This window comes from Thermoactinomyces sp. CICC 10735, from assembly GCF_016055175.1.
In the GTDB taxonomy this organism is placed as follows: domain Bacteria; phylum Bacillota; class Bacilli; order Thermoactinomycetales; family Thermoactinomycetaceae; genus Thermoactinomyces; species Thermoactinomyces vulgaris.
Genome location: NZ_JAECVT010000003.1, coordinates 377475 through 403557 on the forward strand (window position 1 = coordinate 377475; position 26083 = coordinate 403557).

Below are 26083 nucleotides of genomic sequence, written 5' to 3' on the forward strand. Positions count from 1 at the left end.
TCACCACTCGATTCTATTGAAATTCTCTTCCTCTTTCCGGATCAGAAAGAGGAAGAGGAGAAAATTATAAAATAAGATTTGGTTTTTTCTCAAGTTTATGCGTTCCGTCCATGAAACGGATGGTTCCGGTTTTTGCACGCATCACCAACGAATGGGTTTTGGCCAGGTTTCCTTTGTAACGGACGCCTTTCAACAATTCGCCGTCCGTCACCCCAGTCGCTGCAAAAATCGCATCATCCCCCTTGACCAAATCTTCCATTCGCAAGACTTTGCCCGGATCACTGATCCCCATTTGAACACAGCGGTTATATTGCTCCTCATTTTCCGGCAACAGCCGGCCTTGGATTTCCCCGCCCAAGCATTTTAATGCAACGGCAGACAAAACCCCTTCCGGAGCACCGCCGGCCCCGAACAAAATATCCACCCCGGTGTCGGGAAATCCGGTATGAATCGCCGCAGCCACGTCCCCGTCCGGAATCAACTTGATCCGCGCCCCCGCTTTGCGGATATCCTCGATCAGTTTCGCATGTCGCGGGCGGTCAAGCACCACCGCCACCAAATCTTCGACATCCTTGCCGGTTGCTTTGGCAACCGCCTTCAAATTATCCTCCACCGGCGCATCAATATCAACTTGTCCAACGGCTTGCGGCCCCACGGCAATTTTATCCATATACATGTCGGGGGCATGCAACAATCCGCCGCTGTCGGAAATCGCCACCACCGACAGCGCATTCCACAAACCTTTAGCGACAATATTGGTGCCCTCAAGCGGGTCCACCGCCACATCCACTTCCGGGAGATAACCCAAGCCCACTTTTTCTCCAATGTATAGCATCGGGGCCTCATCCATTTCTCCCTCGCCGATGACAACCGTCCCGCGCATCGGAATCGTGTCAAACACTTTGCGCATCGCTTCTGTTGCCGCTTCATCCGCTTCGTCTTTCTTGCCGCAGCCCATCCACCGTGCGGAAGCAATAGCGGCCGCCTCGGTCACACGCACCAGTTCCATCGTTAAACTTCTTTCCATGATCGATCCCCTCACCTGTTTAAAATAAACATCAAAACGACAACAAAACCCCCAATCAGAGTAACATATTTATGATATATGTTACACGATTGTACGGGGATGGATCAATTTTTTGATATCTCGATGGAGGAAACGCCTTTTCGGTGAAGAAAATCACGAGAACACAAAGTGGTTGTGCACAGAAAATGCGAGGGAACGACGAAGATATTTATAAATCATGACTATCAAAAACAGTAGAGTGAAAAATCCCAAAAATAGGAATGTACCGGTTAAAAGGGGAGTCCGGCCGGGAGATTCCTTCCCGGCCAAACCCGTCTGCGATCAAGATTGTTTCACTTTTTCCCAATCGGCCTCAAACTTTTCAATCCCTTGATCCGTCAATGGGTGACGAACCATTTGTTCCAACACCTTATACGGCAAGGTGGCAATATGTGCCCCGTTCAGGGCCGCTTGCGTCACATGCACCGGATGACGGATGCTGGCCGCAATGATTTGTGAGGAAATGTCGTGAATCCGGAAAATCTCAGCCACTTGCCGGATCAATTGCATTCCGTCCTGGCTGATATCATCCAGACGGCCGATAAAGGGGCTGACATAGGTGGCTCCGGCCCGGGCAGCCATCAAGGCCTGGTTGGCGGAAAAAATCAAAGTGACGTTGGTATGGATCCCTTTTTTGGCAAAATGATTGACGGCTTTTAATCCTTCTACGGTCATCGGGACTTTAATCGTCACCTGGTCCGAAATCGAAGCGAGACGCTCTCCTTCTTCAATCATCCCTTGCGCGTCACGGCTGAGGACCTCCGCGCTGACCGAACCGTCCACGATCTCCGTGATTTCTTTGAGCACTTCTTCAAAATCCCGTCCTGATTTGGCAATGAGGCTGGGATTGGTGGTTACCCCGGACAACAGTCCCCATTCATGAACCTGGCGAATTTCATCAACAATGGCCGTATCTAAAAAAAATTTCATCGCAACCACCTTCTAACCATAATTGTTCAATCGCTTACGCTTTGCCGGAGCTTCCAAACAAACGCATTTTTGCTTTAACGGTTTCTTTGATGGCTTCGCGGGCCGGCCCGAGGTATTTGCGCGGATCGATCATATCCGGGTTTTTATCCAGCAACTCACGAACCACTTTCACCATGGCAACTTGGTTTTCCGTATTCACATTAATTTTTCCGACACCCAGGGAAACGGCTTTTTGGATGGATTCGTCCGGCACGCCAGAACCGCCGTGCAGAACAATCGGAGCTTCAATTTGGCTGGCAACTTTTTCAATGATGTCGTAGCGGATTTTCGGCTCTCCTTTATACATGCCATGAGCCGTTCCCACCGCAATCGCCATCGCGTCCACTTTGGTTTCTTCCCAGAAGCGGATGGCTTGCTCCGGATCCGCCAATGCGGCATCTTCTTCGGAAACGTTCAAATCGTCTTCCACACCACCAATGGTTCCCAATTCTCCTTCCACAGATACCCCCACGGCATGGGCAGCTTCGACCACTTTTTTGGTCAGGCGGATGTTTTCTTCAAACGGATAATGGGAACCGTCGAACATCACCGAAGAAAATCCGGCCCGGATACATTTCATCACCACTTCAAAGCTGCTTCCGTGGTCCAGATGAAGGGCGACGGGTACATCAGCTTCTTCCGCAGCGGCTTTGGCCAATGCCACCACGTTGTTCAACCCCATGTAGCGGATGGCACCTTCACTGGCTCCGAAAATGAGCGGGGAACGTTCTTCTTTCCCGGCTTCGATAATGGCTTGCACGAATTCCAGGTTGTTTACATTAAATTGCCCGACAGCAAAACCTTCTTTTTTGGCTTGCGGCAAAAAGGCATTCATCGATACAAGTGGCATGATATGTAGCCTCCTTCAGTTCAAAAAATCATCATTTTGACATTATAACACTTGATCGGAGGATTGGGTAGAAAGAGATGCACTTCCTTAATAAAACCGACTCTTTGTTAAATGCAATATTTGTCTGGCGTCATCCGGGGTTGCCACCTTCCGCTCCAGTTCCCCGGCAATCCGGACCACGCGCTCGACCAGCCGGACATTGGTTGCCAGTTCCCCTTTCCGGTAATAAATGTTGTCTTCCAAACCGACGCGTACATGCCCTCCCAAAATCACGCCGAGTGCAGCCATGGGCAATTGGTGCCTCCCGATTCCCGCCACCGTCCAGGTCGCCCCTTCCGGCAACTGGCGGATCAAATGGAGCAGGTTTTCCGCCGTGGCCGGAATCGCACCGGGAACCCCCATCACGAAATCAAAATGAAGATGACCGGTAAAATAGCCTCCTTTCACAAGCTTCAAGGCATTAGCTATCATTCCCACATCAAAGATTTCAAATTCAGGCCGGACCCCGTACCGTTCAAATTCTTCCGCAAATCGGGTGAGATGCGCGGGAGAATTCATGAACACTTCCCGACCGAAATTGACGGTTCCCGTTGTCAACGTGGCCATCTCCGGACGCAAAGAAAGGGGCTGCAACCTCTCATCCGGAGACATCCCCACCGCCCCGCCCGTGGAAACTTGCACAATGAGATCGGTCCGTTTTTGAATTTTTTCGATCACTTCCTGATAAAGCGAACGATCTTGGCTGGGACGGCCGTTTTCGTCACGGACATGAAGATGGACAACCGATGCGCCCGCCTCTCTCACTTCTTCGGCTTGAGCGGCAATTTCATCCGCCGTAACCGGAAGATGGGGGGTGTCCTCTTTCATCACTTCCGCCCCCACCAACGCCGCCGTAATGATCAGCTTTTGCAAACCGGCTCCCTCCTTCAAACCGATGATCCGGTCCGGTTCTTTTTCGGAACCACACAAGTTCCGGAAGCTCTGGCAACCACCACCGGCTCCTTGAGCACCCGGGCACGGGACGGGGCAAGCGGGGTCAATGCCGCCTTCAATGACCTTGACCGCTTCAAAGGTCATTTTCCGGCTCGTGTTTCCCACTTTGACGATCCGTCCGGTCACTTCGATAAAATCGCCGGCATGAACAGGAGCCAAAAATTCCACTTGGTCATAAGCCACAAACAACCCTTCGTCGCCATCATGGCGTATCAACAGTTCCGTCGCGGCATCCCCGAACAAAGACATCACCCGGGCTCCATCCACCAGATTGCCCCCGTAATGTGCATCCGACTGACTCATCCGCAAGCGAATTTTTGCTTCCATCCTGATGATCCCCTTTATTCTCATTATGATGCCAGTTGCTTTAACACTTCCGTACGCAGCTCTTCAATGTCAAACGGCTTGGTAAAATGGGTGAGCGCCCCGAGTCGGCTGGCTTCGGCAACCATATCCAATTCGCCGTAAGCCGTCATCATAATCACCTTCGATTCGGTGTTAAACTTCCGCAAACGCCTTAACAGTTCCAAACCATCCATTCCCGGCATCTTCATATCCAATAATATGAGGTCCGGCTTTTCCGCTTGTATGATTTCAAGTGCCTGTTTTCCGTTGGAAGCTTGAAAAATATGTACATTTTCCTTGGAGAACACTTCCTGAAGCAAAAGTCGGATTCCGTATTGATCATCCACCACAAGTATTTTTTTATCCATTTCACCTCTTGCCTCCTCTCAGATCCGTCCCTGCAAACCCCGCTTCCATTTTGCATCTTCGAACATCAAAAGGGATTTATGACTAATATTTATCGATTCCTTCACTTATTTCCTGCTTCTTGGCGAAAAATGCGACACCCCCTTCTCCCACGAAAATTCCTTTAAATTTTAAAATGAGCTTATAAAAGAGGGACTCTTTTCATCGTATAATAAATTCATTGCAAAAGAGTTTTATTTGGACAAAGTAGGTGCAGACATTCATGAAATGGAAATGGTTTCCCATCATCACAGGGCTGGCCGTCCTTTTATTCTCCGCTTTTTTCATTTTTCACAAAGTATCCGCTCTGGAGGATCAAGAACTGCATGCGTTAAGCGGGGACGGATCCGACCTGTCTCACCAGCCGCAAGTGGTGTATTTGGTCCCTCATGCCGATGATGAATTGTTGTCCATGGGTGTCGACATCGTCAACCACATCCGCTTGCGCTATGATGTGCATTTGGTTTTGATGAGTCCCGGCGGCCACTCCCGCGCCCGCTTTTTGATCAACGGATTCAAAGACTCCGACCAAGAGCCCTTCCTCTTTAAAACGCCGGTTTATTGCCCTCTGCACAAGCGATATCATGATCCGGAAAAAGAACACTACCAGGATCTCTATCTCACCGTGGACGATCTGGGGGAAGCCCGGGTCCGGGAATTCAAAGAGTCTGCCAAGCTTTTGGGGATTCCTGAAGATCACGTCCATGTCTATGATCTTGAAAACGACCGGTTTGAAGAACAGGAACAAGAGATTCGCGAAATTGTGGACGAGCTTTTGCAACGTTTTCCGGACGCCCACTTCCGGACGATGAGCATCGAGGATTACCATCCGGATCACAGGATGCTGGGAAAAGTCCTGAGCGAATTTGAGAAAGAAGGCAAAATCCAGGGCGAAAAAACTTTATATTTTCTTTCCATTTACAAAACACGGTTCACAAAATACAAACCCACACAAAAAGAATATACAATGAAACTGCTGGTTCCGCAGGATGCAAATAAAATCAAGCGTGCCGTCCAAGTATACGGCAAGTGGGATCCGAAAAACGGATGGTACCAAATCGGCTATCACAGTGTCAAAAGCCAGTTTCTGCAATTAATGAAAAATAACCAAAATACATATCATTATTAATCGGCAGACAAAGGTCTGGGTTCCTCGCCCGGTCCTTTGTTACAATAGCTTTACAAGAGGACCTTTGTTTGACAAAAGGAGGAATACGATGCGCGTTTTGATGGTTGGCGCCGGTGCGGTAGGCGGATATTTCGGAGGAAGGCTTGTTGAAAAAGGAGAAGATGTCACCTTCCTGGTGCGAAAGAAAAGACAAGAGCAATTGGAGCAGAACGGGTTGGTGATCAAAAGCGTCAACGGCAATGCCGAATTAAAAGTGAAAACCCTGACCGCCGGACAACCGGCCCCCGCTTTTGACCTGATCATCCTCTCGGTTAAAGCTTATCACTTAACGAAGACTCTCAATGATTTGAAGCCGTATGTCGGGGAAAACACCACCATTCTCCCCCTGTTAAACGGGATCATTCACATTCAGCAGTTACAAAACGAATTCGGCGCTGAAAAGATTCTGGGCGGATTATGCTTTATTGAATCCACCTTGAATGACAAAGGGGAGATTGAACAATACAGCCCGCAACATGAAATCGTTTACGGCGAATTAAACGGAGATGTGACAAAACGGATCCTTGACATCCAAGCGTTGTTCGATGGTGCCGGTTTTGACGCGAGATACAGCCAAAAAATCCGGATTGAAATGTGGCAAAAATATATTTTCATCAGCGCCATGAGCGGAATGACCTGCCTGATGAACAGCAGTATCGGTCCGATCCTTTCCGCACCTTACGGAAAAGAAATGTACCAACAGCTGCTGGAGGAGATTGTCTCGGTTGCCCATCATCAGGAACCGGAAATCCCGACCACCCTGGCCGGAAAAATCCTCCACAACATGGAATCCCTTTCCCCAAGCATGAAATCTTCCATGTTGAGGGACATGGAAAAAGGAAAGCCGGTGGAATCCGACCATTTCCACGGGGCCTTGCTCAAAATGGCACCCGGAGATGCCCGTCTGCCGCTCATAAAAGCGGTCTACAGCAGGTTGTCGATTTATCAGCAAGAACTTGAGAAATCCAGTCAATAGAAAAAGCAGGCTCCACCTCGTGAAACCTGCTGTCCTGCTTGTTTCTAAGTCACCCGTTTTTCAAAAGCCATATACGGCTCATCATGACGGGGAAAATAAAATTTTCCTCTTTTCTCGTAACCGCAAGATTCATACAAATACATGGCCTTTTCATTGATCATCTGGGTATCCAGCCGGATGCTGGCATACCCTTCTTTTTTGGCAAATCGTTCGATTTCCGCCAGCAAAGTGCGCGAAATTCCTTTTCCTTGGTACTTTGGGTTCACACAAAGCCGGTGAACAACTAAAAACCGCCCGGATGAATCTTCCCACGGTATGTGATCATACTCCGGTTCCTGATGTTGATCCAACACAACACAAGCAACGATTTCCCCTTCGTTCATCAGCACATATAAATTTCCGCTTTGGATATCCTTTTCAATATCCTCCCGTACCGGATAATTTTCAGACCACTGATAAATATTATTGGCATTCATGATTTTGGTGGCTTCTTTGTATACTTGGAAAACTTCATCGGTTTGTGATGGTACGGATTTTGCAAATTCCATTTCTGTCCCTCCTGTTGTCACTAATTTGCGCAAAAAAATCAATAATAAAAGTCCCGAAAAAAAAGAGCTGTCATATGACATGACAGCTCCAACACAAAATTATACCAGGCTGCAAAGCGAATACAACGATGAATCAAATCCTTATTTAACCATTTTATGAACACTTCTCCCCCATTACATGAGGAGAATCCCCACGGCACAAACCGTTCCGCACAACAGACCGAAAAAGATGAAAATCCTCATCATCCCGTACCCTTTTTGATCCAGATGCATGAAAATATAAAGCTGCAAAATCACTTGAACAGCCGCCAAAAAAAGAATCACAAAGAGCGTTCCCTGCAAACTGAACCATTGATTAATCACGGCCAGAAACGAAACGGCCGTCAGGACAATCATGAATAAAAAAGAAACCACGTGTTTGAAAGCGGTATCACTTTTTTGCCTGACCGGCTTCACTTCGTTTTGCAGTTGTGTCTTCAAACCGGAAGCACCCCCGCTCTTTCAATCTGATTATTTTTATTATACAGAAAATAGCCAATGTTTGCGAATCCCTATACAAAAAACCCGGCTCTGAAATCAGCCGGGTTTTTCGCCTCAAACTTCCACTTGCGGCTTTAAATGCATTTGAAGTGCTGCTTTTACAAATTCACGGAACAGCGGTTGCGGACGCGTCGGACGTGATACAAATTCCGGATGGAACTGAGCAGCCACAAACCACGGATGATCTTTGTACTCCACAATCTCGACCAGTCTTCCGTCCGGTGAAGTTCCCGAGAACACGTATCCCACTTCCTCCAACGCTTTCCGGTATTCATTGTTGAATTCGTAACGATGGCGATGGCGTTCGTACACCAAATCCGATCCGTATGCCTGATGTGCGAGGCTGTCGGGAACCAACTTGCACGGATACAAGCCACGGCGCATGGTGCCGCCTTTTTCCTCGATCGTTTTTTGTTCCGGCAATAAATCAATAATCGGATGAGGCGTCGATGCATCAAATTCCGCACTGTGTGCCCCTTCCAGTTTCAGGAGGTTCCGGGCGCCTTCCACACAAACCATCTGCATACCCAAACAGATGCCGAGGAAAGGAATCCGCTGTTCCCTTGCGTACCGGATCGCCGAGATCTTTCCTTCAATTCCGCGGTCGCCAAATCCGCCGGGGACCAGAATGCCGTCCACATCCCCGAGAAGAACATGGACATTGGAATCGGACACGTCTTCGGAATTGACCCATTTGAGGTCAATCTCCGTATCCCGGTCAAAGCCGGCATGACGCAATGCTTCAACCACACTCATATAAGCATCATGCAAAGCCACGTATTTTCCGACGATGGCAATGCGTGTTTGATGGGTCAGGTTTTTCACTTTGTTGACCAGCTCCAACCACTCGGACATTTCCGCCGGTCCGCATTCCAAGCCCAACCGCTTGACCACAATTTCATCCAGCCCCTGCTCCTGGATCATCAGCGGGACTTCATAAAGGGTTTCGGCATCGCGCACTTCAATCACCGCTTCACGATCAATGTCACAGAACAAGGCGATTTTATTTTTTAGTTCTTCCGAAAGAGGATATTCGGTCCGGCAAACAATCACATCGGGTTGAATGCCGAGACTGCGCAGTTCCTTCACACTGTGCTGGGTCGGTTTCGTTTTCAATTCGCCGCTGGCCCGCATCATTGGCACCAAGGTGCAGTGGATATACATGACATGCTCCCGGCCGACATCGCTTTTGATTTGACGGATGGCTTCCAAAAAAGGCAAGCTTTCGATGTCCCCGACAGTACCGCCGATCTCCGTGATCACCACGTCGGCGCCCGTCTCACGGGCCGCACGGAAGACCCGGTCCTTGATTTCATTGGTAATGTGAGGGATGACCTGAACCGTCCCCCCTAAGTAATCCCCGCGGCGTTCTTTGTTAATGACGGATGAATAAATTTTTCCCGTTGTCACATTGCTGTTTTTTGTCAAATTAATATCGATAAATCGTTCATAGTGGCCCAAATCCAAGTCCGTTTCCGCCCCGTCGTCCGTGACGAATACCTCACCGTGCTGGTAAGGACTCATGGTTCCCGGGTCCACGTTGATATAAGGGTCAAATTTTTGGATGGTAATTTTCAGTCCTCTGTTTTTTAACAATCTTCCCAGGGAAGAAGCGGTAATCCCTTTCCCCAGAGAAGAAACCACACCACCGGTAACAAAAATATATTTCGCCATTTTTATCTTCCTCCTATAGACAAGGATGCCCTTTCTTTTCGCAAAATAGAAAAGAGCGCCCCCAATCAAGGGGCGCTCTTTTATTTCCGTTCATAACGAGCCCAGAAAATAATTTATCGCAGGAAATGACGATTGTCAAGCAACTAAATCACTTCATCCCCGTCGTCAAATTCATTTTCTTCCTCATCCATTGCAAATTCATCTTCCGTATTTTCGATCTCGCCCAACTCTTCTTCTTCCTCATCAAACAGTTCTTCATCAAGGTCATGATATTCGTCGTCTTCTTTGACGTTGGCTGCAACCGCGGAATCCGTCGCTTGGTCCGTCGGATACCATTCCCTCAATCCCCACAAATTGCGGCCGACACAGACAAACCTTCCGTCAATGTTGATTTCGGTGTAAAGCTGGGCGATGTAATGCTCGGCTTCTTCCTTTGTAAACCCTTTCATGCTCGAAACTTCGCCCATGATATCCCGGTACAGCATTGCTTCTCCCTTTTGTTTCAAAAGGTCGTAAGCCAAATCAACCATGGCAGTCTCTCGCACTCTTTCCACAGCGAGATTGTCACTCAAATTCGGACACATCCTTCCATCCAGAGGTGAAGACCGTATATCCTGTTTCTAGTACAACTATTTTATCCAAAAAACAGGTGAAGTCAACCATAAACATCCAAAGCCGGACGGCTCAAAAAAAGGGATGGAGCAACAACCGTCTCCATCCCGGACATGAAAACCTTTACATATTCCGGCGGTACTGGCCTCCCACCTCATACAAAGCACGGGTGATTTGGCCCAAGCTTGCCACTTTTACGGTTTCCATCAACTCGGCAAAAATGTTTCCATTTTCGCGGGCCGTTTTTTTCAAACGCTCCAGCGCAACTTTCGCCTCTTCCCGGTGTTTTTCCTGGAATTCACGGAGACGGCGGATTTGCAGGTCTTTTTCCTCTTTGGTGGCCCTGCTGAGCGGAACTTCCACATCTTCCGGGGGATTGGGGTTTTCAAAAGTATTCACGCCGATGATCGGCAACTCGCCGGAATGTTTTTTCGTTTCATACAACAAGGATTCCTCTTGAATTTTCCCCCGTTGATACTGGGTTTCCATGGCCCCCAGCACGCCCCCGCGGTCACTGATCCGCTCAAATTCACAGAGGACGGCCTCTTCCACCAAATCCGTCAGTTCATCAATGATGTAGGAGCCTTGCAAAGGATTTTCATTTTTGGCAAGCCCCAGTTCCTTCATGATGATCAACTGAATGGCCATGGCCCTGCGAACCGATTCCTCGGTCGGTGTGGTAATCGCTTCATCATAGGCATTGGTGTGCAACGAATTGCATTGGTCATAAATGGCCATCAATGCCTGCAGAGTCGTCCGGATGTCATTAAAGTCCATTTCTTGCGCATGCAGGGAACGGCCCGAAGTTTGAATATGATACTTTAATTTCTGGCTCCGCTCATTGGCTCCGTACAAATGCTTCATCACAATGGCCCAAATCCGGCGCGCCACCCGGCCGATCACGGCATACTCCGCATCCAATCCGTTACTGAAGAAGAAGGAAAGATTCGGGGCAAATTCATCAATCTTCATTCCGCGGCTCAAATAATACTCCACATAGGTAAAGGCATTGGCGAGAGTGAAAGCCAGCTGGGTAATGGGATTGGCGCCGGCTTCAGCAATGTGATAACCGCTGATGCTGACCGAATAATAATTGCGGATGCCTTTTTTAATAAAGTACTCCTGGATGTCCCCCATCATCTTCAGCGCAAAATCAGTGGAGAAAATGCAGGTGTTTTGCCCTTGGTCTTCTTTCAAGATATCGGCTTGAACGGTTCCGCGCACCTTTTTCAGAGCCTGATTCTTGATTTCCTCCGCCTCTTCAGCCGTGGGCTCCCGTCCTTCCCTTTTGCGGAATTGTACCATCTGCTGCTCAATCGCCGTATTGAAATACATGGCCAAAAGAATGGGGGCCGGCCCGTTGATCGTCATGGACACACTGGTGTTCGGAGCACAAAGGTCAAAGCCTTCAAACAACCTTTTCATATCTTCCAAGGTACAAACACTGACGCCGGATTCACCCACTTTTCCGTAAATGTCCGGGCGTTCGTCCGGATCTTCCCCGTAAAGGGTCACACTGTCAAAAGCGGTGGACAGCCGCTTGGCCTGATCATTTTTTGACAAATAGTGAAACCGCCGGTTGGTGCGTTCGGGCGTTCCTTCTCCCGCAAACTGCCGTTTCGGGTCTTCATCCGTTCTTTTAAACGGAAACACACCGGCCGTAAACGGGAATCTCCCCGGAACATTTTCCTTGCGCAAAAAGCGTAAACGTTCTCCCCAATCCTCAAACCGGGGCAAGGCCACCTTGGGGATTTTGCTTCCGGCCAACGTTTTGGTATAAAGAGGAATCTCCTTTGTCTTGTTGCGCACCTTGATGGTGAATCGATCCTGCCGGTAGGCATCGGCCAACAAACCCCATTCATCCAGCAATTTCCGGTTCTCCGGGGTGAGGCGTTCCTCAATTTTTTGAATGGTCTCTTTAAAACGTTCCGTCAGGCTTTCTTCCCCGGCCGCTTCTTCCTTCATGCATTGCAGGCTTCCATTTAATTGATAAAGCCTTGTGGCCAGCTTTGCCTGCGCTTCCGTCTCTTGATGGTATTTCCGCACGGTGGACGCAATTTCCCTTAAATAATGGCTCCTTTCCGGAGGGATGATATGATGGATGTCCATTTCCGAAACCGGGGCTTTTACTTTGGTTTCCCAACCGAGATCAAACTTTTCATTCAATTTCCGGATCATTTCCTGGTAAAACCGGTTGGTTCCGGGATCATTAAACCGGGAAGCCATCGTGCCATAAACCGGAATCTCCTCATCATCGGCGTCAAACAACTGATGATTGCGGCGGTATTGTTTTTTCACGTCTCTGAGGGCATCTTGCGATCCTTTCCTGTCAAATTTGTTGATGGCCACCATGTCGGCGTAATCCAGCATTTCGATTTTTTCCAGCTGGGAAGGCGCACCGAATTCCGATGTCATCACATAAACGGAAAAGTCACTTACTTCGACCACATCGGCATTTCCCTGCCCGATTCCGCTGGTTTCGACAATCACTAGATCATATCCGGCCACTTTTAAGATTTGAATCGCTTCTTTGATTCCGCCGCTTAATTCCGACCGGGTTTTCCGGGTGGCCAGGCTTCGCAGGTAAACCCTGGGATGATGGACGGAATTCATGCGGATCCGGTCCCCCAACAACGCGCCTCCCGTTTTTTGCTTGGAGGGGTCGACGGACAAAATCGCAATTTTTTTGTCTTCAAAGTCATGGATAAAACGCCGGACCAATTCATCGGTCAATGAACTTTTCCCGGCTCCCCCCGTCCCGGTGATCCCGATGACCGGAACAAATCCCTGCAATTCTTTGGATAACTGTTCCCCCAGCCTTGCCCGCTGGTCAGGATCATCCTCCACCCAAGTGATCAAACGGGAAATCGCTTGTTTATCCCCTTTCTTGGCACGACTCATTTCCCGGGAAATGTCGCGAACCGTGGGGAAATCCGTCGTCTCCACCATGGTTTGGATCATGCCTTCCAATCCCATCTTTCTCCCGTCTTGCGGGGAAAAGATTTTTTTGACGCCATACTCTTCCAGTTCCTTGATTTCCCGCGGGACAATCACGCCTCCCCCGCCGCCGAACACTTGAATATGGCCGGCGCCGCGTTTTCTGAGCAAATCGATCATATATTTAAAAAATTCCATGTGCCCGCCTTGGTACGAAGAAACCGCGATCCCCTGCACATCTTCCTGAATGGCGGCCTCCACAATTTCATCCACGGACCGGTTGTGTCCGAGATGAATCACTTCCACTCCGGCCTGTTGCAACAAGCGGCGGAATAAATTGATCGAAGCATCGTGTCCGTCAAACAAGCTCGCAGCGGTCACAAACCGAATGGCATACTTGGTTTTAATCCCCTGCATCCCGATCGCCTCCTGCTGTAAATTCTCCCAACAACAAAGCCATTTGCCGCTTTGTGTATTCTTCCACATCATACTCGCGCCCCAACGCCCAGTGGCGAAACGTCCACATTTGGCCGATCACCATGATATTGTGGGCCATCAACTTGATGGAGGAAGGATCGATTCGGATGGTTCCGTCGTTCATTCCTTTTTCTAAAATTCGGGAAAATAAATTGGTGATCTCTTCTTCTTTTTTTAATACATATTTCATCTTGTCTTTGGGCAATGATTTGGTTTCTTGATAAATCAAAAGAACCAAGGAGCGCATCTCATCCATGACTCGGAACAATTGTTTCAAGCTTTTTTGCAATGATTCCATTCCGGTGTCTTCTTCGTTCATGACTTTCAGCAACCGGCTCTCCAATTTGGAATGGATGTGCTCGCAGACCAGATAAAGAACGTCTTCTTTGCTCTGGATGTATTCATACATGGTCCCGATGGACAGTCCGCATTCTCTGGCAATCTCACGAGTGGTGGTTTTGTGAAAGCCTTTTTCCACGAATAACCGAACCGCCCCTTCGATGATCTGTTCCCGCCTTTGTTCGATCAAACGCTCATTCTTAATCATCGAAGGAATCAGTTTGGAATGTTTCTTCACAGACTCCCCTCCCCAATGCCCCGATCCATTTTTCAGCCAGCTTCCGCGGACTGATCTCACGGGATTCCAGATTTTGCAAATCTTTTTTCCAATCCGGACTCCTCCATGCCCTCTCCAAAAGGCGCCGGACAGATTCTTCGATGATTTGGCGGGTTTCCAGCTCCAACTGTTTTTTCCGCTTCTTCTTTAATTCCCCGTTTTCTTCCAAGTAGCGGCGGTGCCGTTCAATCGCTTCCCACCATTTCTCAATTCCTTCCCCCCGTGTCGCAATCGTCCGGACAATGGGAGGGCGCCAGCAGCCTTCCTTTTGCTTCGACAAATCGAGCAAATCATTGATCTCCGATTCCAAGCGTCCGGCTCCCGGTAAATCGGCTTTATTGATGACAAACAAATCGGCAATTTCCATGATTCCGGCTTTAAACACCTGAATAACATCCCCGGCGGTCGGATTGAGAACCAGGCACACGGTATCGGCCACATGCATCACATCCAGTTCGGCCTGCCCGACTCCCACCGTCTCCAATAAAATCAGGTCATAGCCGGCCGCATCCAAAATTTTGACGGCGTCTCTGGCGGATTTGGAAATGCCGCCCAAAGATCCGCGGCTTCCCATGCTCCGAATAAAAACCCCCTCATCCAGGGAATGGCGGGTCATTCTCACCCGGTCCCCCAGAATGGCCCCACCTGTATAGGGGCTGGAGGGGTCAATGGAGATGACCCCGACCGTCAAGTTTTGGCGACGCAAATAAGAGATGGCTTCGTCCAACAACGTGCTTTTGCCGGCCCCCGGCGAACCGGTGATCCCGACAATGTATGCATTTCCGGTGTTGGAATAAATCGCTTCCATCCATTGGTCCGCATCCGGATCTTGATTTTCAATCCGTGTGATCAGGCGGGCAATCTTCCGCTTGTTTTTTTGCCTGATGGCTTGGATCCAACTCTCCATCACTCCCCCTCCCGGAGACGGTTTATTCTTTTAACAAGTGGTTTGCGATCACGACACGTTGGATTTCATTCGTTCCTTCATAAATTTGTGTGATTTTTGCATCACGCATCATGCGCTCCACCGGATATTCACGGGTGTATCCATAGCCGCCGAAGATTTGAACGGCTTCCGTCGTCACTTGCATGGCAACATCCCCGGCAAACAATTTGGCCATGGCCGATGCCTTTCCGTAAGGAATGCCTTCGGATTCCCTCCAAGCAGCCTGGTAAGTCAAAAGGCGGGCCGCTTCAATCTGGGTGGCCATATCGGCCAGTTTAAATTGAATGGCTTGCTTTTTCGCGATCGGTTTCCCAAATTGATGCCGTTCTTTGGCATAGGAAAGCGCCTCATCCAAAGCGCCCTGCGCAATTCCCACCGCCTGGGCGGCAATCCCGTTCCGGCCCCCGTCCAGCGTCATCATGGCGATTTTAAATCCTTCTCCTTCTTCCCCCAAGCGCTGGCTCGCCGGAATCCGGCAGTCTTCAAACAAAATTTCCGTGGTCGGGGACGACCGGATCCCCAATTTTTTTTCTTTTTTTCCGATGGAGAAGCCGGGAGTTCCCTTTTCCACAATGAATGCCGTGGTTCCCTTATGTTTCAGCGACGGATCCGTCAAGGCAAAAACGACATAAATCTCTGCTTCTCCCCCGTTGGTGATAAAAATTTTACTGCCGTTTAAAACATAGTCGTCCCCGTCGCGGACGGCGGTGGTTTTCATGGCCGCCGCATCGGAACCGGATCCCGGTTCGGTCAAACCGAAGGCGCCCAACTTCTTTCCTTCGGCCAACGGACGCAAAAACCGTTCTTTCTGCTCCGGGGTGCCGAACTTAAAGATCGGCCAGCTGGCCAGGGAAATATGCGCCGACAAGGTCACTCCGGTGGACGCGCAAACCCGGGACAACTCTTCCACGGCAATCACATAACTCAAAAAGTCCGCTCCGCCTCCGCCGTATTCTTCGGGAAAGGGAATGCCCGTCAGTCCGAGCGTTGCCATTTTTTCGAAAATGGTACGGTCGAACCTCTCTTGTTCATCCCGTTCGGCTGCAGACGGGGCCACTTCTTTTAATGCAAAATCACGCACCATCTTGCGCATCATTTCATGCTCTTCACTCAACTGAAACTCCATCGGGTTTCACTCCCATCCATCATCGTTTTCTAACCATTTAACAGTTCGCCGGCGATGACAATCCGTTGAATTTCATTGGTGCCTTCGTAAATTTGCGTAATTTTCGCATCACGAAACAATCTTTCGACCGGATACTCGCGCGTATAACCATACCCGCCGAAAATTTGGACCGCTTCGGTGGTCACCTTCATGGCCGTATCCGATGCAAACATCTTGGCCATGGATGCCTCTTTCTTGCACGGTTTTCCTTTTTGCCTTTTCTCCGCTGCCTGGTAAATCAAGAGACGGGCCGCCTCGATTTGCGTGGCCATGTCGGCCAGTTTGAATTGAATGGCCTGTTTCTTTGCAATCGGCCGGCCAAACTGTTTCCGTTCTTTGGCATAGGAAAGTGCCTCCTGCATCGCTCTTTGGGCAATTCCGATGGCTTGCGCGGCAATGCCGATCCGTCCTCCCGCCAGGTTGGACAAAGCCACTTCATACCCCTGCCCTTCGCTTCCCAGCAGGTTTTCTGCCGGTACTTCCGCGTCTTCAAAAATTAGCTCGCACGTATTGGAACCATTTAAACCCATCTTTTTCTCTTTTTTACCGACACGGAAGCCGGGCGTGTCTTTCTCCACAATAAAGGCCGAAATCCCTTTGGAACCCTGATCGGGATCGGTTACGGCAAACGTGACATATACATCCGCTTCCCCACTGTTGGTGATGAAGATCTTGTTCCCGTTCAAAATATATTTGTCTCCTGCTTTCCGGGCACTGGTCCGAAGATTGGAAGCCTCCGAGCCGGCTTGGGGTTCGGTCAGGGCAAAAGCCCCGAGATACTCGCCGGCAGCCAGACGGGAAACGTATTTCTTTTTCTGTTCCTCATTTCCGTATGTCAAAATCGGCATCGTGCCGACGGAAGTGTGAACCGACAAAATCACGCCAACCGTGGCACTGACTTTCGAGATCTCTTCCAGTGCAAGGATGTAGGAGATAAAATCCGCTCCTGCTCCTCCCCACTCCTCGGGAATCGGAATTCCCATCAAACCGAGTTGTGCCATTTTATTGACAATTTCTCCCGGAAACCGGTCTTCTTCATCCATGCGGTTTACCAACGGAGCGATTTCCGTTTCTGCAAAGTCCCGCACCATCTTGCGCATCATTTCTTGCTCAGCCGTAAAGGAAAGCCGCATGAGAATCACTCCACTCCGTGAAAATGAAAGTTCAGGATGCTTTTTCTCTATTTTTCATTGTCATATTGATAAAAACCGCGACCGCTTTTCTTTCCGAGCCAGCCGGCTTTCACATATTTTCTCAACAGAGGGCACGGGCGGTATTTGCTGTCGCCAAACCCTTCATACAAGGTTTCCATGATATACAGGCAGGTATCCAATCCGATAAAATCCGCCAACGTCAGCGGCCCCATCGGATGGTTCATCCCCAGTTTCATGACAGTGTCCACATCTTCGGGCGAAGCCACGCCTTCATGCACGGCATAAATGGCTTCATTGATCATCGGCATCAGGATGCGGTTGGACACAAAGCCTGGAAAATCGTTGACTTCCACCGGAACTTTCCCCATCTTTTCCGCCAAATTCCTCACGGTTTCATTCACTTCATCCGATGTGGCCAATCCCCGGATCACTTCCACCAATTTCATCACCGGAACCGGGTTCATAAAATGCATGCCAATGACCGATTCGGGGCGGGAAGTCGCTGCGGCAATTTCTGTAATGGGCAGGGAAGAAGTGTTGCTGGCCAAAATCGCATACTTCGGACTGTATTGGTCCAACCGGCGGAACAAATCGGTTTTGACTTCCATGTTTTCCACCACGGCTTCAATCACCAGATCCGCATCCTTGACCGCTTCCTGCAAATCCGCGGTGGTTTGAATCCGTGACAACACCGCCTCTTTTTCTTCCCCGGTCCACTTCCCTTTGGCCACTCCTTTTTCCAAGAGACCTTCAATCCGCGCCAGTCCTTTTTTCACCTGCTCTTCAGCCACGTCATGCAAAGAAACGGAAAAACCGGATTGGGCAGCCACTTGGGCAATTCCGCTCCCCATCTGCCCGGCACCGATCACTGCAATCCGTTTAATTTCCATCATTCCACTCCCTTTCTATCCATCCACCCGGACCAAGACGGCATCTCCTTGGGCTGCTCCGCTGCAAATGGCGGCAACCCCCAATCCTCCGCCACGACGTTTTAATTCCATGATCAGGGTGAGAAGAATGCGTGCACCGCTGGCTCCGATGGGATGCCCCAATGCCACGGCACCCCCGTTGACATTCAGTTTTTCCGCATCGATTCCCAAAAGTTTTTGATTGGCCAGGGCCACCGCGGCAAAAGCTTCGTTGATTTCATACAAATCAATGTCTTGGGGCGACAACTGGTGCTTGTTTAACAGTTTCCGGACGGCATATGCCGGTGTGATGGGAAAGTCTTTGGCTTCCATCGCCACGGATGCATGCCCCAAGATGCGTGCCCATGGTTTTACGCCCAGTTCCTCCGCTTTTTTGGCGGTGGAAACCACCAATGCGCAAGCACCGTCATTCACCCCGGGGGCATTTCCGGCTGTAATGGTGCCGTCTTTTTGGTAAGCGGGCTTTAAAGCAGCCAATTTCTCCAGTGTGGTGTCCGGCCGGACCGATTCATCCTGATCCACGACATGTTCACTTTTTCTGGTTTTGACGGTGACCGGAACAATCTCTTCCGCAAAGAAGCCGGATTGAATGGCTTTTAATGCCCGTTCATGGCTTCTCAAAGCCCATTCATCCTGCTCTTCCCGCGAAATGTTTTGTTCTTTGGCCGTATTGCTTCCATGGATGATCATGTGAACATCGTGAAATGCACACCACAAACCGTCATGCACCATCAAATCCACCAATCTCCCGTCGCCCATCCGATGACCAAAACGCGCGCCGGGCAAAACATAAGGCGCATTGCTCATGCTCTCCATGCCGCCTGCCACCATCAATCCGGCATCGCCGGCCCGCAAAATCTGATCCGCCAAGGTCACACTGCGAAGACCGGAAGCGCAGACTTTGTTAATCGTCTCCGTTCCCACTTCCCAGCTCAACCCTGCAAGCCGGGCGGCCTGGCGGGAGGGAATTTGTCCGGCTCCGCCTTGCAAAACCATCCCCATGATGACTTCGTCCACCGATTGATCCGGCACACCACTTTTGTCCAGAGCGGCCCGGATGGCCGTGCCACCCAATTCCACTGCTTTTTTGTCCTTTAATCCTCCTCCGAGTTTCCCGATCGGAGTTCGTGCACCACCCAAAATCACCGATTCGGACAAATCTCTTCACCTCCGGTAAATAGGCACTCTATCGAGCGTTCGTTCGATATGCTGGCATACGTTGAAAACGCCTTCATTCATTAGCTTACCGGAAATTATTATTTTTAACAATAGTTAATCGAATTTATTTATTACCATAAAATGCTTTATTCTGTATAGATAAAATTTTCTATAAAAAAATCCGCACGTTGCGTGCGGTTATTTGGAATCCATCACAGGAAAACAAAGGCGAACCAAAGTGCCTTGATTGGCCTTGCTTTCCACTTCAATTTTTCCGCCCATGGCCTCCACCCATTCTTTGACCAACGCAAGCCCCAGCCCTGCCCCGTGTTCGCGCCCTCCGGTTTTTCCCTGGTAATATCTCTCGAAAATATACGGAAGTTCATCCTCGGAAATCCCCATCCCCGTATCCTGCACTTCAATGACACAGTGGTTCCCCGCCGGCCTTGCCGATAATTTGATCATCGATCCGCTCGGGGTGAAACGCAATGCATTGCGGATCAGATTGTCCAGCATTTGCGACAACCTCTTCCGGTCCACCCGGATCAGGGGCAATTTGGGCTCGATCTCCAATAAAATACTTACTTTTTTGCTTTGCCATGCGATCCGGGAAAAAGTTTCATGACTTTGTTTGATGAGTCCGGCCACCTGCGTTGTTTCCGGCTGTAAAAAAGAAGCAAGCGATTTTTTTTCATCTTCGGTGGCAATGACAAAAAGGTCATCAATCATCCTTTGCAACCGGGTGACTTCTCGTTTCAAGATTTGAACCTCTTTCGTCTCCTTCCACGGGTCATGCATGTGCAGTTGTTCCACATACCCTTGGATAATGGCAAGGGGATTCCTCAATTCGTGGGAAACATTGGCGACAAACTCCTGTTTGCTTCGCAATAAACTCTCCACTTGTCTCTTTTCATTGTGCAACTTCTGCGTCGTTTCCTCCAAAGATCCGGCCAGCTGATTCAATTGGCGGCTCAAGATTCCCAGCTCATCAATTTGTTCGTCACGAATCCGAAAAGCAAGATCTCCCCGGGACCAGGCTTTGGCGGCTTCCCCCACCTGGACGACCCGGCGGGTGACAAAGCGGGCATGAAGATAGGAAAACGGTAGAGCAATGACGAACGCGAGCAAAACCGTCAACAGGATCAGCGGAATGGATAACAAAAACGAAAAGAACATGGTCAACACCACTGCATCCACGTAAAAGAAATCGTCAAAGCGGATCATCTGATTGACCACGCCCAAAATTTGCCCGTCGTGTCCGTAAATCGGAGCGGCCGTCATATACCGGCTCCCGCTTTTTAACGGGATGCTGATCATTTTTTGCGTCTTCAGCACCTCCCGGATAAACGCTTTTTCTTCGTGATGGGCCGCTTGTGAGATCAGGGCTTCTTTCAAAAACGGATAAGTGCTGTCGGCCACCAACTCGCCTTTTTGGTTGTAAATGGTCCAATACCGTTCAACCTGATAAGGAGACCACCGGAAAATCCAATCATTCCATGCCGTGGATTCCACCTGCCGGATCCACTCGGGCAACGACGACTGAAGCCGTGGGTTTTCCATCATGTAGGAGGCCCAACGGGCCACTTGAACCGTTTCATTTTCGCCCCGGACCACTTTCGGGATATAGGTGGTGACGGTATAAAAAACAAGAGAAGAAACCAGGGAAAACACCAGAAAAAGAAACAGATTGACATGTGATAAAGTGATTTGGCGCACCAACCGGCCGGATGCCCATTCCCAAATGGCACCCAGGAAGAAAAAGATCAGGCGGAAGGCAACCAGGATGAAAAGCGCAATGGCCAAAATCCAGACATAATCCATATAAACTTCCTGATTGTCCGGCAAAAGAACCGGATATTCTTTGAAAACGGGCAACCGTTTCAACAGCCATTCCATGATCCATTCAAAACAAAAAACCCCCGTCAGGTAAGGGATCAAAAACTTTGCCCACAAAGCCAGACTTTCTTTGGCATTTTCTCCTTTTTTGAAACGATAAGCCGGCCAGACACTCATCCAAAACTCGGGAATAAACGTCAATATATACATCCAAACCAACTCATAAAAGGTACGGACCTGCCAAAGGAGCATCAGCACATATAAAAGCAAAAACGGGGCAAAGGTTTCAATCAATACCCGTTTGATTCCTGCTTTTTGGAAACTTTTCAACTGCATGAATGAGACCCCCGAATCCCTTTTAAAAAAAGGTCATCTGCTGTGCAGAGACCTTTTCACTCCTGTGATGAATCATTATTTGCCGTTTTTAACACAAACTTATAACCCATTCCCCACACCGTCAGAATATGTTTTGAATACGGCGCCAATTTTCTTCGCAAACGCGATACATGCGTATCCACCGTCCGGTCAAATCCATCATACGTCAAATCCCAGATTTGTTCCAATAAAAATTTCCGGCTGAACACCCGGCCCGGGTGGGCCAAAAACAAGTGCAACAATTCATATTCCTTTGGTGTGAGTTCCAGCAGGGAATCCTCCAAAAAAACCTCACGGGTCTCCACATTCAAGCGGATAAACCCGTAATCGATACAGGTCTGTTCGTGTTTTCCCTTCTCCTGTTCCATCAAAACCATTCTGCGAAGCATGGCACGAACCCTGGCTCTCAATTCACCGGTGCTGAAAGGTTTGATCATGTAATCATCCGCACCGACATCCAGTCCCCAAATCCTCTCCATCTCGCTGCCACGGGCCGTCAACATCAAAATCGGCACCACCGATTTCTGCCGGATTTTTCTGCAGACCTCGATTCCCTCCATATCCGGCAAAACCCAATCCAAAATCACCAGATCCGGTTGCTCCTGTTTCCAAAGTTCCAATCCTTCGCCGGCCGTGTGGGCCACCAACGTATCATAACTGTCGCGGCGCAGTTCCCCTGCAACCAGACCGGCCAATTCCACTTCGTCCTCCACGATCAAAATCTTTGGCATTTGTGCTTCACTTTCCTGTCTTTTTTTTCCTCAAAAGAAGAAGACAGCGAATACAGGAAGTTTTCTTCCCATATTCGCTTTCCCGTTGTTGATCAATGGACGCCTTCTGCCACTTCTCCCGGCTCATCCTCAATGGAAAGAGCCAAAATTTCAGCAACATCCATGGTTTGCACTGTGTCTTCAACTTCTTTGGCTTTGGTTCCGTCGGACAACATTGTCAAGCAATAAGGGCAAGCACTTCCGATCACGGTCGGGTTCACTTCAAGCGCCTGCTCGGTACGGGCGACATTCACGCGCACCCCTTCGGTTTCCTCCAGCCACATCAATCCTCCGCCGGCTCCGCAGCACATGCCGTTTTCTCTGTTTCGTTTCATTTCCACCAGCTCGATGCCCGGGATTTGATTCAGGATATAACGCGGGGGATCAAACACCCCGTTATATCTTCCAAGATAGCAGGAATCATGGTATGTCACACGTTCTTTCACTTCTTTGGTCGGCTTGATCCGTCCTTGTTTCAAGAGTTCGGCCAACACTTCCGTGTGGTGATATACTTCCGCTTCCAACCCAAGATCGGGATATTCTTTTTTAAAGGCATTATAGGCATGAGGATCAATCGTAATAATTTTTTTCACTTTATGCTTTTGGAACAAAGCAATGTTGTCCATCGCCAATTGTTGGAACAAAAATTCATTTCCCAGACGGCGGGGGGTGTCACCCGAGTTTTTCTCTTTATTCCCGAGAATGGCAAATTTCACACCTGCATGATTCAATAATTTCACCAAAGCCCGGCTGATTTTCTGACTGCGGTTGTCATAAGACCCCATTGAACCCACAAAGAAGAGGTACTCGAATTCTTTTTCTTCTTTGACGGTCGGAACGGGGACATCCGAATTTTCAATCCATTTGGCCCGGTCTTTCCGGCTGATTCCCCAAGGGTTCCCCTGACGTTCAATGTTCGAGAAAGTCCGTGAAACTTCGGGGCTCATTTTCCCTTCCGTCATCACAAGGTAACGGCGCATGTCAATAATTTTATCCACATGCTCATTCATCACCGGGCATTGGTCTTCACAGTTGCGGCAAGTGGTGCAAGCCCATAATTCCTGCTCGGTGATCACATCCCCGATCAGATTGACTTCCCCGGTGTTTAAAGCTTGTTGATTCGCCCCGGCAAAGGCAAATCCCGGAACCCAGGGGCTTTTGGAAGTAATGGCTGCCCCTTTGGCGGTCAAATGGTCCCTCATTTTGACGATCAAATCCATGGGAGACAACATTTTTCCCGTTCCGGCAGCCGGACACATATTGGTGCAACGCCCGCACTCAACACAGGCATACAAATCGATCAATTGGTTTTGGCTGAAGTCTTCAATTTTTCCTTTCCCGTATTCTTCGATGGATTCATCTTCAAAATCGATTAAAGACAACTTGGATGGTGCCTGCTTCTGTTTTTGTTTCAAGAAAACATTCACCGGCGCCACCAACAAATGGAAGTGTTTGGATTGGGGAACGTAGACCAAGAAAGTTAGCAAGACCAAGGCATGCATCCACCAGAAAACGTAAAACATCACCTTGGCGGCCTCCGCACTCATCCAATCCATAAACGGCATGGCAAGGATGGAAGAAAACGGGGTGTACCAAGTGACCCCCTCGCCGGCCCACAATTTTTCAAAGGCCGCGGACAATAAAATGGAAGACATCAATAAGGTCAGAAAAATAATCACAAGACCGGATTTAAAACCTCTTTTCAACCGGGGCAATTTTTCAATATAACGCCGGTAGAAAGCATAAAGGGTGGCCAACAAGACGATGAATGTCGTCAGTTCCTGCAAGAACAGAAAAAACGGATATGCCGGCACGGGAAGATGATGTCCCGGTGCCAAACCTTTGATGAATAAATCAATCGCTCCAAATTGAATGATAATAAAACCGTAAAACATCAATACATGCATGAACCCGCTTTTTTTATCCTTGAGCAGCTTCTTTTGTCCAAAAACGTTTACCAGCACTTGATTGATTCCGGTTTTTAAATCCACCTCCAAATCGGCCGGCTTTCCCAATTTCACATATTGATACCGACGATATACAACACTGGCAAATAAGTATACGGCATAAGCGGTAACTCCTAAAAAGACCAAGAGGTTCACAATTTGCAGCATCGACATCCTTTTCTCTCCTTTCCATTATTTATGTTAATTCAGAAAAAAGATTTTGCAAACACACAAAAATTACTTTAAATTCAGTTTGTTTACATTCTATCATAAACTGAGCAGTCATTCATTAATTTTTATCAAAACCAGCTTCATCCATTTCCATGGATATTTATTCAATTTTAGCATATTTTCATGCTCCAAGCCGTTTTTTTGCGCTATAATAGACCATGGTCCGGACTATGGACATTTCTATTCCGTTTATGCAGACTTGAGTCATGACAAACGGCAACCTGATTTTCCATTTCGTTGACTTTTGTCCGGACTGAAGTCCCCGGACAGACGAATCGAATGACACTTGTTCCGTTTGCCAAAAATGATGCAGGAGGCGTTTTTATGTTAATAGCGGTGGATGCAGGACGTGCCTTTGTAAAAACAGTAACGGGAAACCAAAAATTCTCATTTCCAAGTAAAGTTTCAAAAGCGAGAAAAAGAACATTTGTACAGACATTGGAGGAAGATATCGAGCTCCGGTATCAAGGGAAGGAATATTTTATCGGGCAACTGGCAGAGCGGGAAGGGTCTTTCACAAGACAGATGATGACCGAAAGCAAAGTCAATGTGGAAACGGTATTGTTGATCCTGACGGCTTTGTTTAAAGCAGGAGCGATCGGGGATGTAAAATTAGTCACCGGCGTGCCGATCAACATGTATAAAGAGGAAGAAAGAGCGAGGCTTCGTGCCAAGTTGGAGGGAGAGCACGAAGTGGTCTTAAACGGTACATATCGAAAGATCAATATCACCAAAGCCGCGATCACCATTGAGGGAGGAGCGGCCTATTGGGTGCACCGGCGCATGGGAACGGTGCGTATCGTGGATCCGGGAGCCCGGACGACAAACTATGCCACGTTTAAAGACGGGATTTTTATTGACCGGGAGAGCGGAACGTTGCCAAAAGGATGGGATAATGTGCGGGAAGCCGATCCGGAGGAAATGGCGGCCATGATCGTCGGACATTTGGGAGGAATGTGGTCCACGACCGATGTGGTCGAGTTGATCGGCGGAAAGGCAACGGAATTGGTGGAGCCCTTCAAACATGTGGGTTTCATCCACGCCACCAGTTTTGGCAATCCGCAATATGCCAATGCACTCGGTTATTATGCACTGGGAAAGGAGACGCTCGGTGAATGAGGGAATATAAAAAGAGGGAAAGAAGACAAGTTTCCTTTAATACCGAAGATGCGGTGGAACTGGAACTGCTCAAGTTGGCAGACCGGGAAGACATCAACTTTTCCGGACTTGTCAAAAACCTGTTGTTTGCCTATTGCATGGGCCAATTGCAACCTGCCAAAGATCTTTCTCCCGTGAAAAATTCCCGGATGCTGTCGAGTCAAAATGTACCTCCATCCTCTTTTCAAGAGATTAAAGCCAGTGGCATCCCGTTTGATTATTAAGTTTATATAGAATAG

The 26083-nt window shown here is 48.9% G+C and carries 23 protein-coding genes; 4 read left to right on the top strand and 19 right to left on the bottom strand.

Going from position 1 to position 26083, the window contains the following annotated elements; genetic code table 11:
- Positions 1-64: 64 nt before the first annotated feature.
- The 5 genes from glpX to I8U23_RS08185 form a co-directional block, all read right to left on the bottom strand.
- Entirely contained in the window at positions 65-1027 is a 963-nt protein-coding gene (gene glpX / locus I8U23_RS08160; RefSeq protein ID WP_037995754.1) for a class II fructose-bisphosphatase, read from the bottom strand.
- A 321-nt stretch (positions 1028-1348) separates the two neighbouring features.
- Complete coding sequence (gene fsa / locus I8U23_RS08165) at positions 1349-1996, bottom strand: fructose-6-phosphate aldolase (RefSeq protein WP_037995757.1); 648 nt, start codon at positions 1994-1996, stop codon at positions 1349-1351.
- Between the two features lie 34 nt (positions 1997-2030).
- Positions 2031-2885: a class II fructose-1,6-bisphosphate aldolase gene (locus I8U23_RS08170; RefSeq protein WP_037995760.1), complete on the bottom strand. Its 855-nt coding sequence runs from the start codon at positions 2883-2885 to the stop codon at positions 2031-2033.
- 87 nt (positions 2886-2972) lie between these two features.
- Positions 2973-4205: a 3-keto-5-aminohexanoate cleavage enzyme gene (gene kce / locus I8U23_RS08175; RefSeq protein WP_232335486.1), complete on the bottom strand. Its 1233-nt coding sequence runs from the start codon at positions 4203-4205 to the stop codon at positions 2973-2975.
- 23 nt (positions 4206-4228) lie between these two features.
- Positions 4229-4591, bottom strand: a complete 363-nt coding sequence (locus I8U23_RS08185; protein ID WP_037995764.1) for a response regulator — start codon at positions 4589-4591, stop codon at positions 4229-4231.
- Positions 4592-4851: 260 nt separating this feature from the next.
- Between I8U23_RS08185 and I8U23_RS08190 the strand changes: the two genes are divergently transcribed.
- Both I8U23_RS08190 and I8U23_RS08195 read left to right on the top strand, forming a co-directional pair.
- Positions 4852-5757 (top strand): PIG-L deacetylase family protein, encoded by a 906-nt coding sequence (locus I8U23_RS08190; RefSeq protein ID WP_049720718.1) that lies wholly within the window; start codon positions 4852-4854, stop codon positions 5755-5757.
- 88 nt (positions 5758-5845) lie between these two features.
- The gene (locus tag I8U23_RS08195; RefSeq protein WP_037995767.1) at positions 5846-6772 is read left to right on the top strand and encodes a ketopantoate reductase family protein; all 927 of its coding nucleotides are present in this window, start codon (positions 5846-5848) and stop codon (positions 6770-6772) included.
- 44 nt (positions 6773-6816) lie between these two features.
- Here the strand turns inward: I8U23_RS08195 and I8U23_RS08200 are convergent, their stop codons facing one another.
- From I8U23_RS08200 to I8U23_RS08265, 14 genes are all read right to left on the bottom strand, one after another.
- Positions 6817-7320 carry a GNAT family N-acetyltransferase gene (locus tag I8U23_RS08200; RefSeq protein WP_037995769.1) on the bottom strand — a complete coding sequence of 168 codons (504 nt, stop codon included), beginning with the start codon at positions 7318-7320 and terminating at the stop codon, positions 6817-6819.
- A 174-nt stretch (positions 7321-7494) separates the two neighbouring features.
- The gene (locus tag I8U23_RS08205; protein WP_037995771.1) at positions 7495-7800 is read right to left on the bottom strand and encodes a cytochrome C oxidase subunit IV family protein; all 306 of its coding nucleotides are present in this window, start codon (positions 7798-7800) and stop codon (positions 7495-7497) included.
- Between the two features lie 114 nt (positions 7801-7914).
- Positions 7915-9534, bottom strand: coding sequence for a CTP synthase (locus tag I8U23_RS08210; protein WP_037995773.1), 1620 nt, complete (start codon positions 9532-9534; stop codon positions 7915-7917).
- 143 nt (positions 9535-9677) lie between these two features.
- Entirely contained in the window at positions 9678-10106 is a 429-nt protein-coding gene (gene rpoE, locus I8U23_RS08215) for a DNA-directed RNA polymerase subunit delta (protein ID WP_049720719.1), read from the bottom strand.
- A gap of 163 nt (positions 10107-10269) precedes the next feature.
- Positions 10270-13500 (bottom strand): fused isobutyryl-CoA mutase/GTPase IcmF, encoded by a 3231-nt coding sequence (gene icmF / locus I8U23_RS08220; RefSeq protein WP_049720720.1) that lies wholly within the window; start codon positions 13498-13500, stop codon positions 10270-10272.
- On the bottom strand, positions 13487-14137 hold the full coding sequence (locus I8U23_RS08225; RefSeq protein WP_037995778.1) for a TetR/AcrR family transcriptional regulator: 651 nt from the start codon (positions 14135-14137) through the stop codon (positions 13487-13489). Before I8U23_RS08225 ends, icmF begins: the two co-directional genes overlap by 14 nt.
- Entirely contained in the window at positions 14100-15083 is a 984-nt protein-coding gene (gene meaB / locus I8U23_RS08230; protein ID WP_049720721.1) for a methylmalonyl Co-A mutase-associated GTPase MeaB, read from the bottom strand. The genes I8U23_RS08225 and meaB overlap by 38 nt, the downstream gene beginning before the upstream one ends.
- A gap of 22 nt (positions 15084-15105) precedes the next feature.
- The gene (locus I8U23_RS08235; RefSeq protein WP_037995782.1) at positions 15106-16248 is read right to left on the bottom strand and encodes an acyl-CoA dehydrogenase; all 1143 of its coding nucleotides are present in this window, start codon (positions 16246-16248) and stop codon (positions 15106-15108) included.
- A gap of 29 nt (positions 16249-16277) precedes the next feature.
- Entirely contained in the window at positions 16278-17420 is a 1143-nt protein-coding gene (locus tag I8U23_RS08240; RefSeq protein ID WP_037995784.1) for an acyl-CoA dehydrogenase, read from the bottom strand.
- A 47-nt stretch (positions 17421-17467) separates the two neighbouring features.
- Positions 17468-18331, bottom strand: a complete 864-nt coding sequence (locus tag I8U23_RS08245) for a 3-hydroxybutyryl-CoA dehydrogenase (RefSeq protein ID WP_062843221.1) — start codon at positions 18329-18331, stop codon at positions 17468-17470.
- A gap of 15 nt (positions 18332-18346) precedes the next feature.
- The gene (locus tag I8U23_RS08250; RefSeq protein WP_198050901.1) at positions 18347-19528 is read right to left on the bottom strand and encodes an acetyl-CoA C-acetyltransferase; all 1182 of its coding nucleotides are present in this window, start codon (positions 19526-19528) and stop codon (positions 18347-18349) included.
- A gap of 198 nt (positions 19529-19726) precedes the next feature.
- Complete coding sequence (locus I8U23_RS08255) at positions 19727-21700, bottom strand: sensor histidine kinase (RefSeq protein ID WP_037995789.1); 1974 nt, start codon at positions 21698-21700, stop codon at positions 19727-19729.
- A gap of 56 nt (positions 21701-21756) precedes the next feature.
- Entirely contained in the window at positions 21757-22470 is a 714-nt protein-coding gene (locus tag I8U23_RS08260) for a response regulator transcription factor (protein WP_037995791.1), read from the bottom strand.
- Between the two features lie 92 nt (positions 22471-22562).
- Complete coding sequence (locus I8U23_RS08265) at positions 22563-24629, bottom strand: (Fe-S)-binding protein (protein WP_037995794.1); 2067 nt, start codon at positions 24627-24629, stop codon at positions 22563-22565.
- A gap of 381 nt (positions 24630-25010) precedes the next feature.
- Here I8U23_RS08265 and I8U23_RS08270 point away from each other — a divergent pair, with 381 nt between their 5' ends.
- Entirely contained in the window at positions 25011-25805 is a 795-nt protein-coding gene (locus I8U23_RS08270; RefSeq protein WP_037995795.1) for a ParM/StbA family protein, read from the top strand.
- The gene (locus I8U23_RS08275; protein WP_037995798.1) at positions 25802-26068 is read left to right on the top strand and encodes a hypothetical protein; all 267 of its coding nucleotides are present in this window, start codon (positions 25802-25804) and stop codon (positions 26066-26068) included. Before I8U23_RS08270 ends, I8U23_RS08275 begins: the two co-directional genes overlap by 4 nt.
- Positions 26069-26083: the final 15 nt, after the last annotated feature.

What these genes read in the sequence shown, in the direction of transcription:
- glpX (WP_037995754.1), bottom strand. Translation starts at nt 1,027, where the DNA reads ATGGAAAGAAGTTTAACGATGGAACTGGTGCGTGTGACCGAGGCGGCC.
- fsa (WP_037995757.1), bottom strand. Translation starts at nt 1,996, where the DNA reads ATGAAATTTTTTTTAGATACGGCCATTGTTGATGAAATTCGCCAGGTT.
- I8U23_RS08170 (WP_037995760.1), bottom strand. Translation starts at nt 2,885, where the DNA reads ATGCCACTTGTATCGATGAATGCCTTTTTGCCGCAAGCCAAAAAAGAA.
- kce (WP_232335486.1), bottom strand. Translation starts at nt 4,205, where the DNA reads ATGGAAGCAAAAATTCGCTTGCGGATGAGTCAGTCGGATGCACATTAC.
- I8U23_RS08185 (WP_037995764.1), bottom strand. Translation starts at nt 4,591, where the DNA reads ATGGATAAAAAAATACTTGTGGTGGATGATCAATACGGAATCCGACTT.
- I8U23_RS08190 (WP_049720718.1), top strand. Translation starts at nt 4,852, where the DNA reads ATGAAATGGAAATGGTTTCCCATCATCACAGGGCTGGCCGTCCTTTTA.
- I8U23_RS08195 (WP_037995767.1), top strand. Translation starts at nt 5,846, where the DNA reads ATGCGCGTTTTGATGGTTGGCGCCGGTGCGGTAGGCGGATATTTCGGA.
- I8U23_RS08200 (WP_037995769.1), bottom strand. Translation starts at nt 7,320, where the DNA reads ATGGAATTTGCAAAATCCGTACCATCACAAACCGATGAAGTTTTCCAA.
- I8U23_RS08210 (WP_037995773.1), bottom strand. Translation starts at nt 9,534, where the DNA reads ATGGCGAAATATATTTTTGTTACCGGTGGTGTGGTTTCTTCTCTGGGG.
- icmF (WP_049720720.1), bottom strand. Translation starts at nt 13,500, where the DNA reads ATGCAGGGGATTAAAACCAAGTATGCCATTCGGTTTGTGACCGCTGCG.
- meaB (WP_049720721.1), bottom strand. Translation starts at nt 15,083, where the DNA reads ATGGAGAGTTGGATCCAAGCCATCAGGCAAAAAAACAAGCGGAAGATT.
- I8U23_RS08235 (WP_037995782.1), bottom strand. Translation starts at nt 16,248, where the DNA reads ATGGAGTTTCAGTTGAGTGAAGAGCATGAAATGATGCGCAAGATGGTG.
- I8U23_RS08240 (WP_037995784.1), bottom strand. Translation starts at nt 17,420, where the DNA reads ATGCGGCTTTCCTTTACGGCTGAGCAAGAAATGATGCGCAAGATGGTG.
- I8U23_RS08245 (WP_062843221.1), bottom strand. Translation starts at nt 18,331, where the DNA reads ATGGAAATTAAACGGATTGCAGTGATCGGTGCCGGGCAGATGGGGAGC.
- I8U23_RS08255 (WP_037995789.1), bottom strand. Translation starts at nt 21,700, where the DNA reads ATGCAGTTGAAAAGTTTCCAAAAAGCAGGAATCAAACGGGTATTGATT.
- I8U23_RS08260 (WP_037995791.1), bottom strand. Translation starts at nt 22,470, where the DNA reads ATGCCAAAGATTTTGATCGTGGAGGACGAAGTGGAATTGGCCGGTCTG.
- I8U23_RS08265 (WP_037995794.1), bottom strand. Translation starts at nt 24,629, where the DNA reads ATGTCGATGCTGCAAATTGTGAACCTCTTGGTCTTTTTAGGAGTTACC.
- I8U23_RS08270 (WP_037995795.1), top strand. Translation starts at nt 25,011, where the DNA reads ATGTTAATAGCGGTGGATGCAGGACGTGCCTTTGTAAAAACAGTAACG.
- I8U23_RS08275 (WP_037995798.1), top strand. Translation starts at nt 25,802, where the DNA reads ATGAGGGAATATAAAAAGAGGGAAAGAAGACAAGTTTCCTTTAATACC.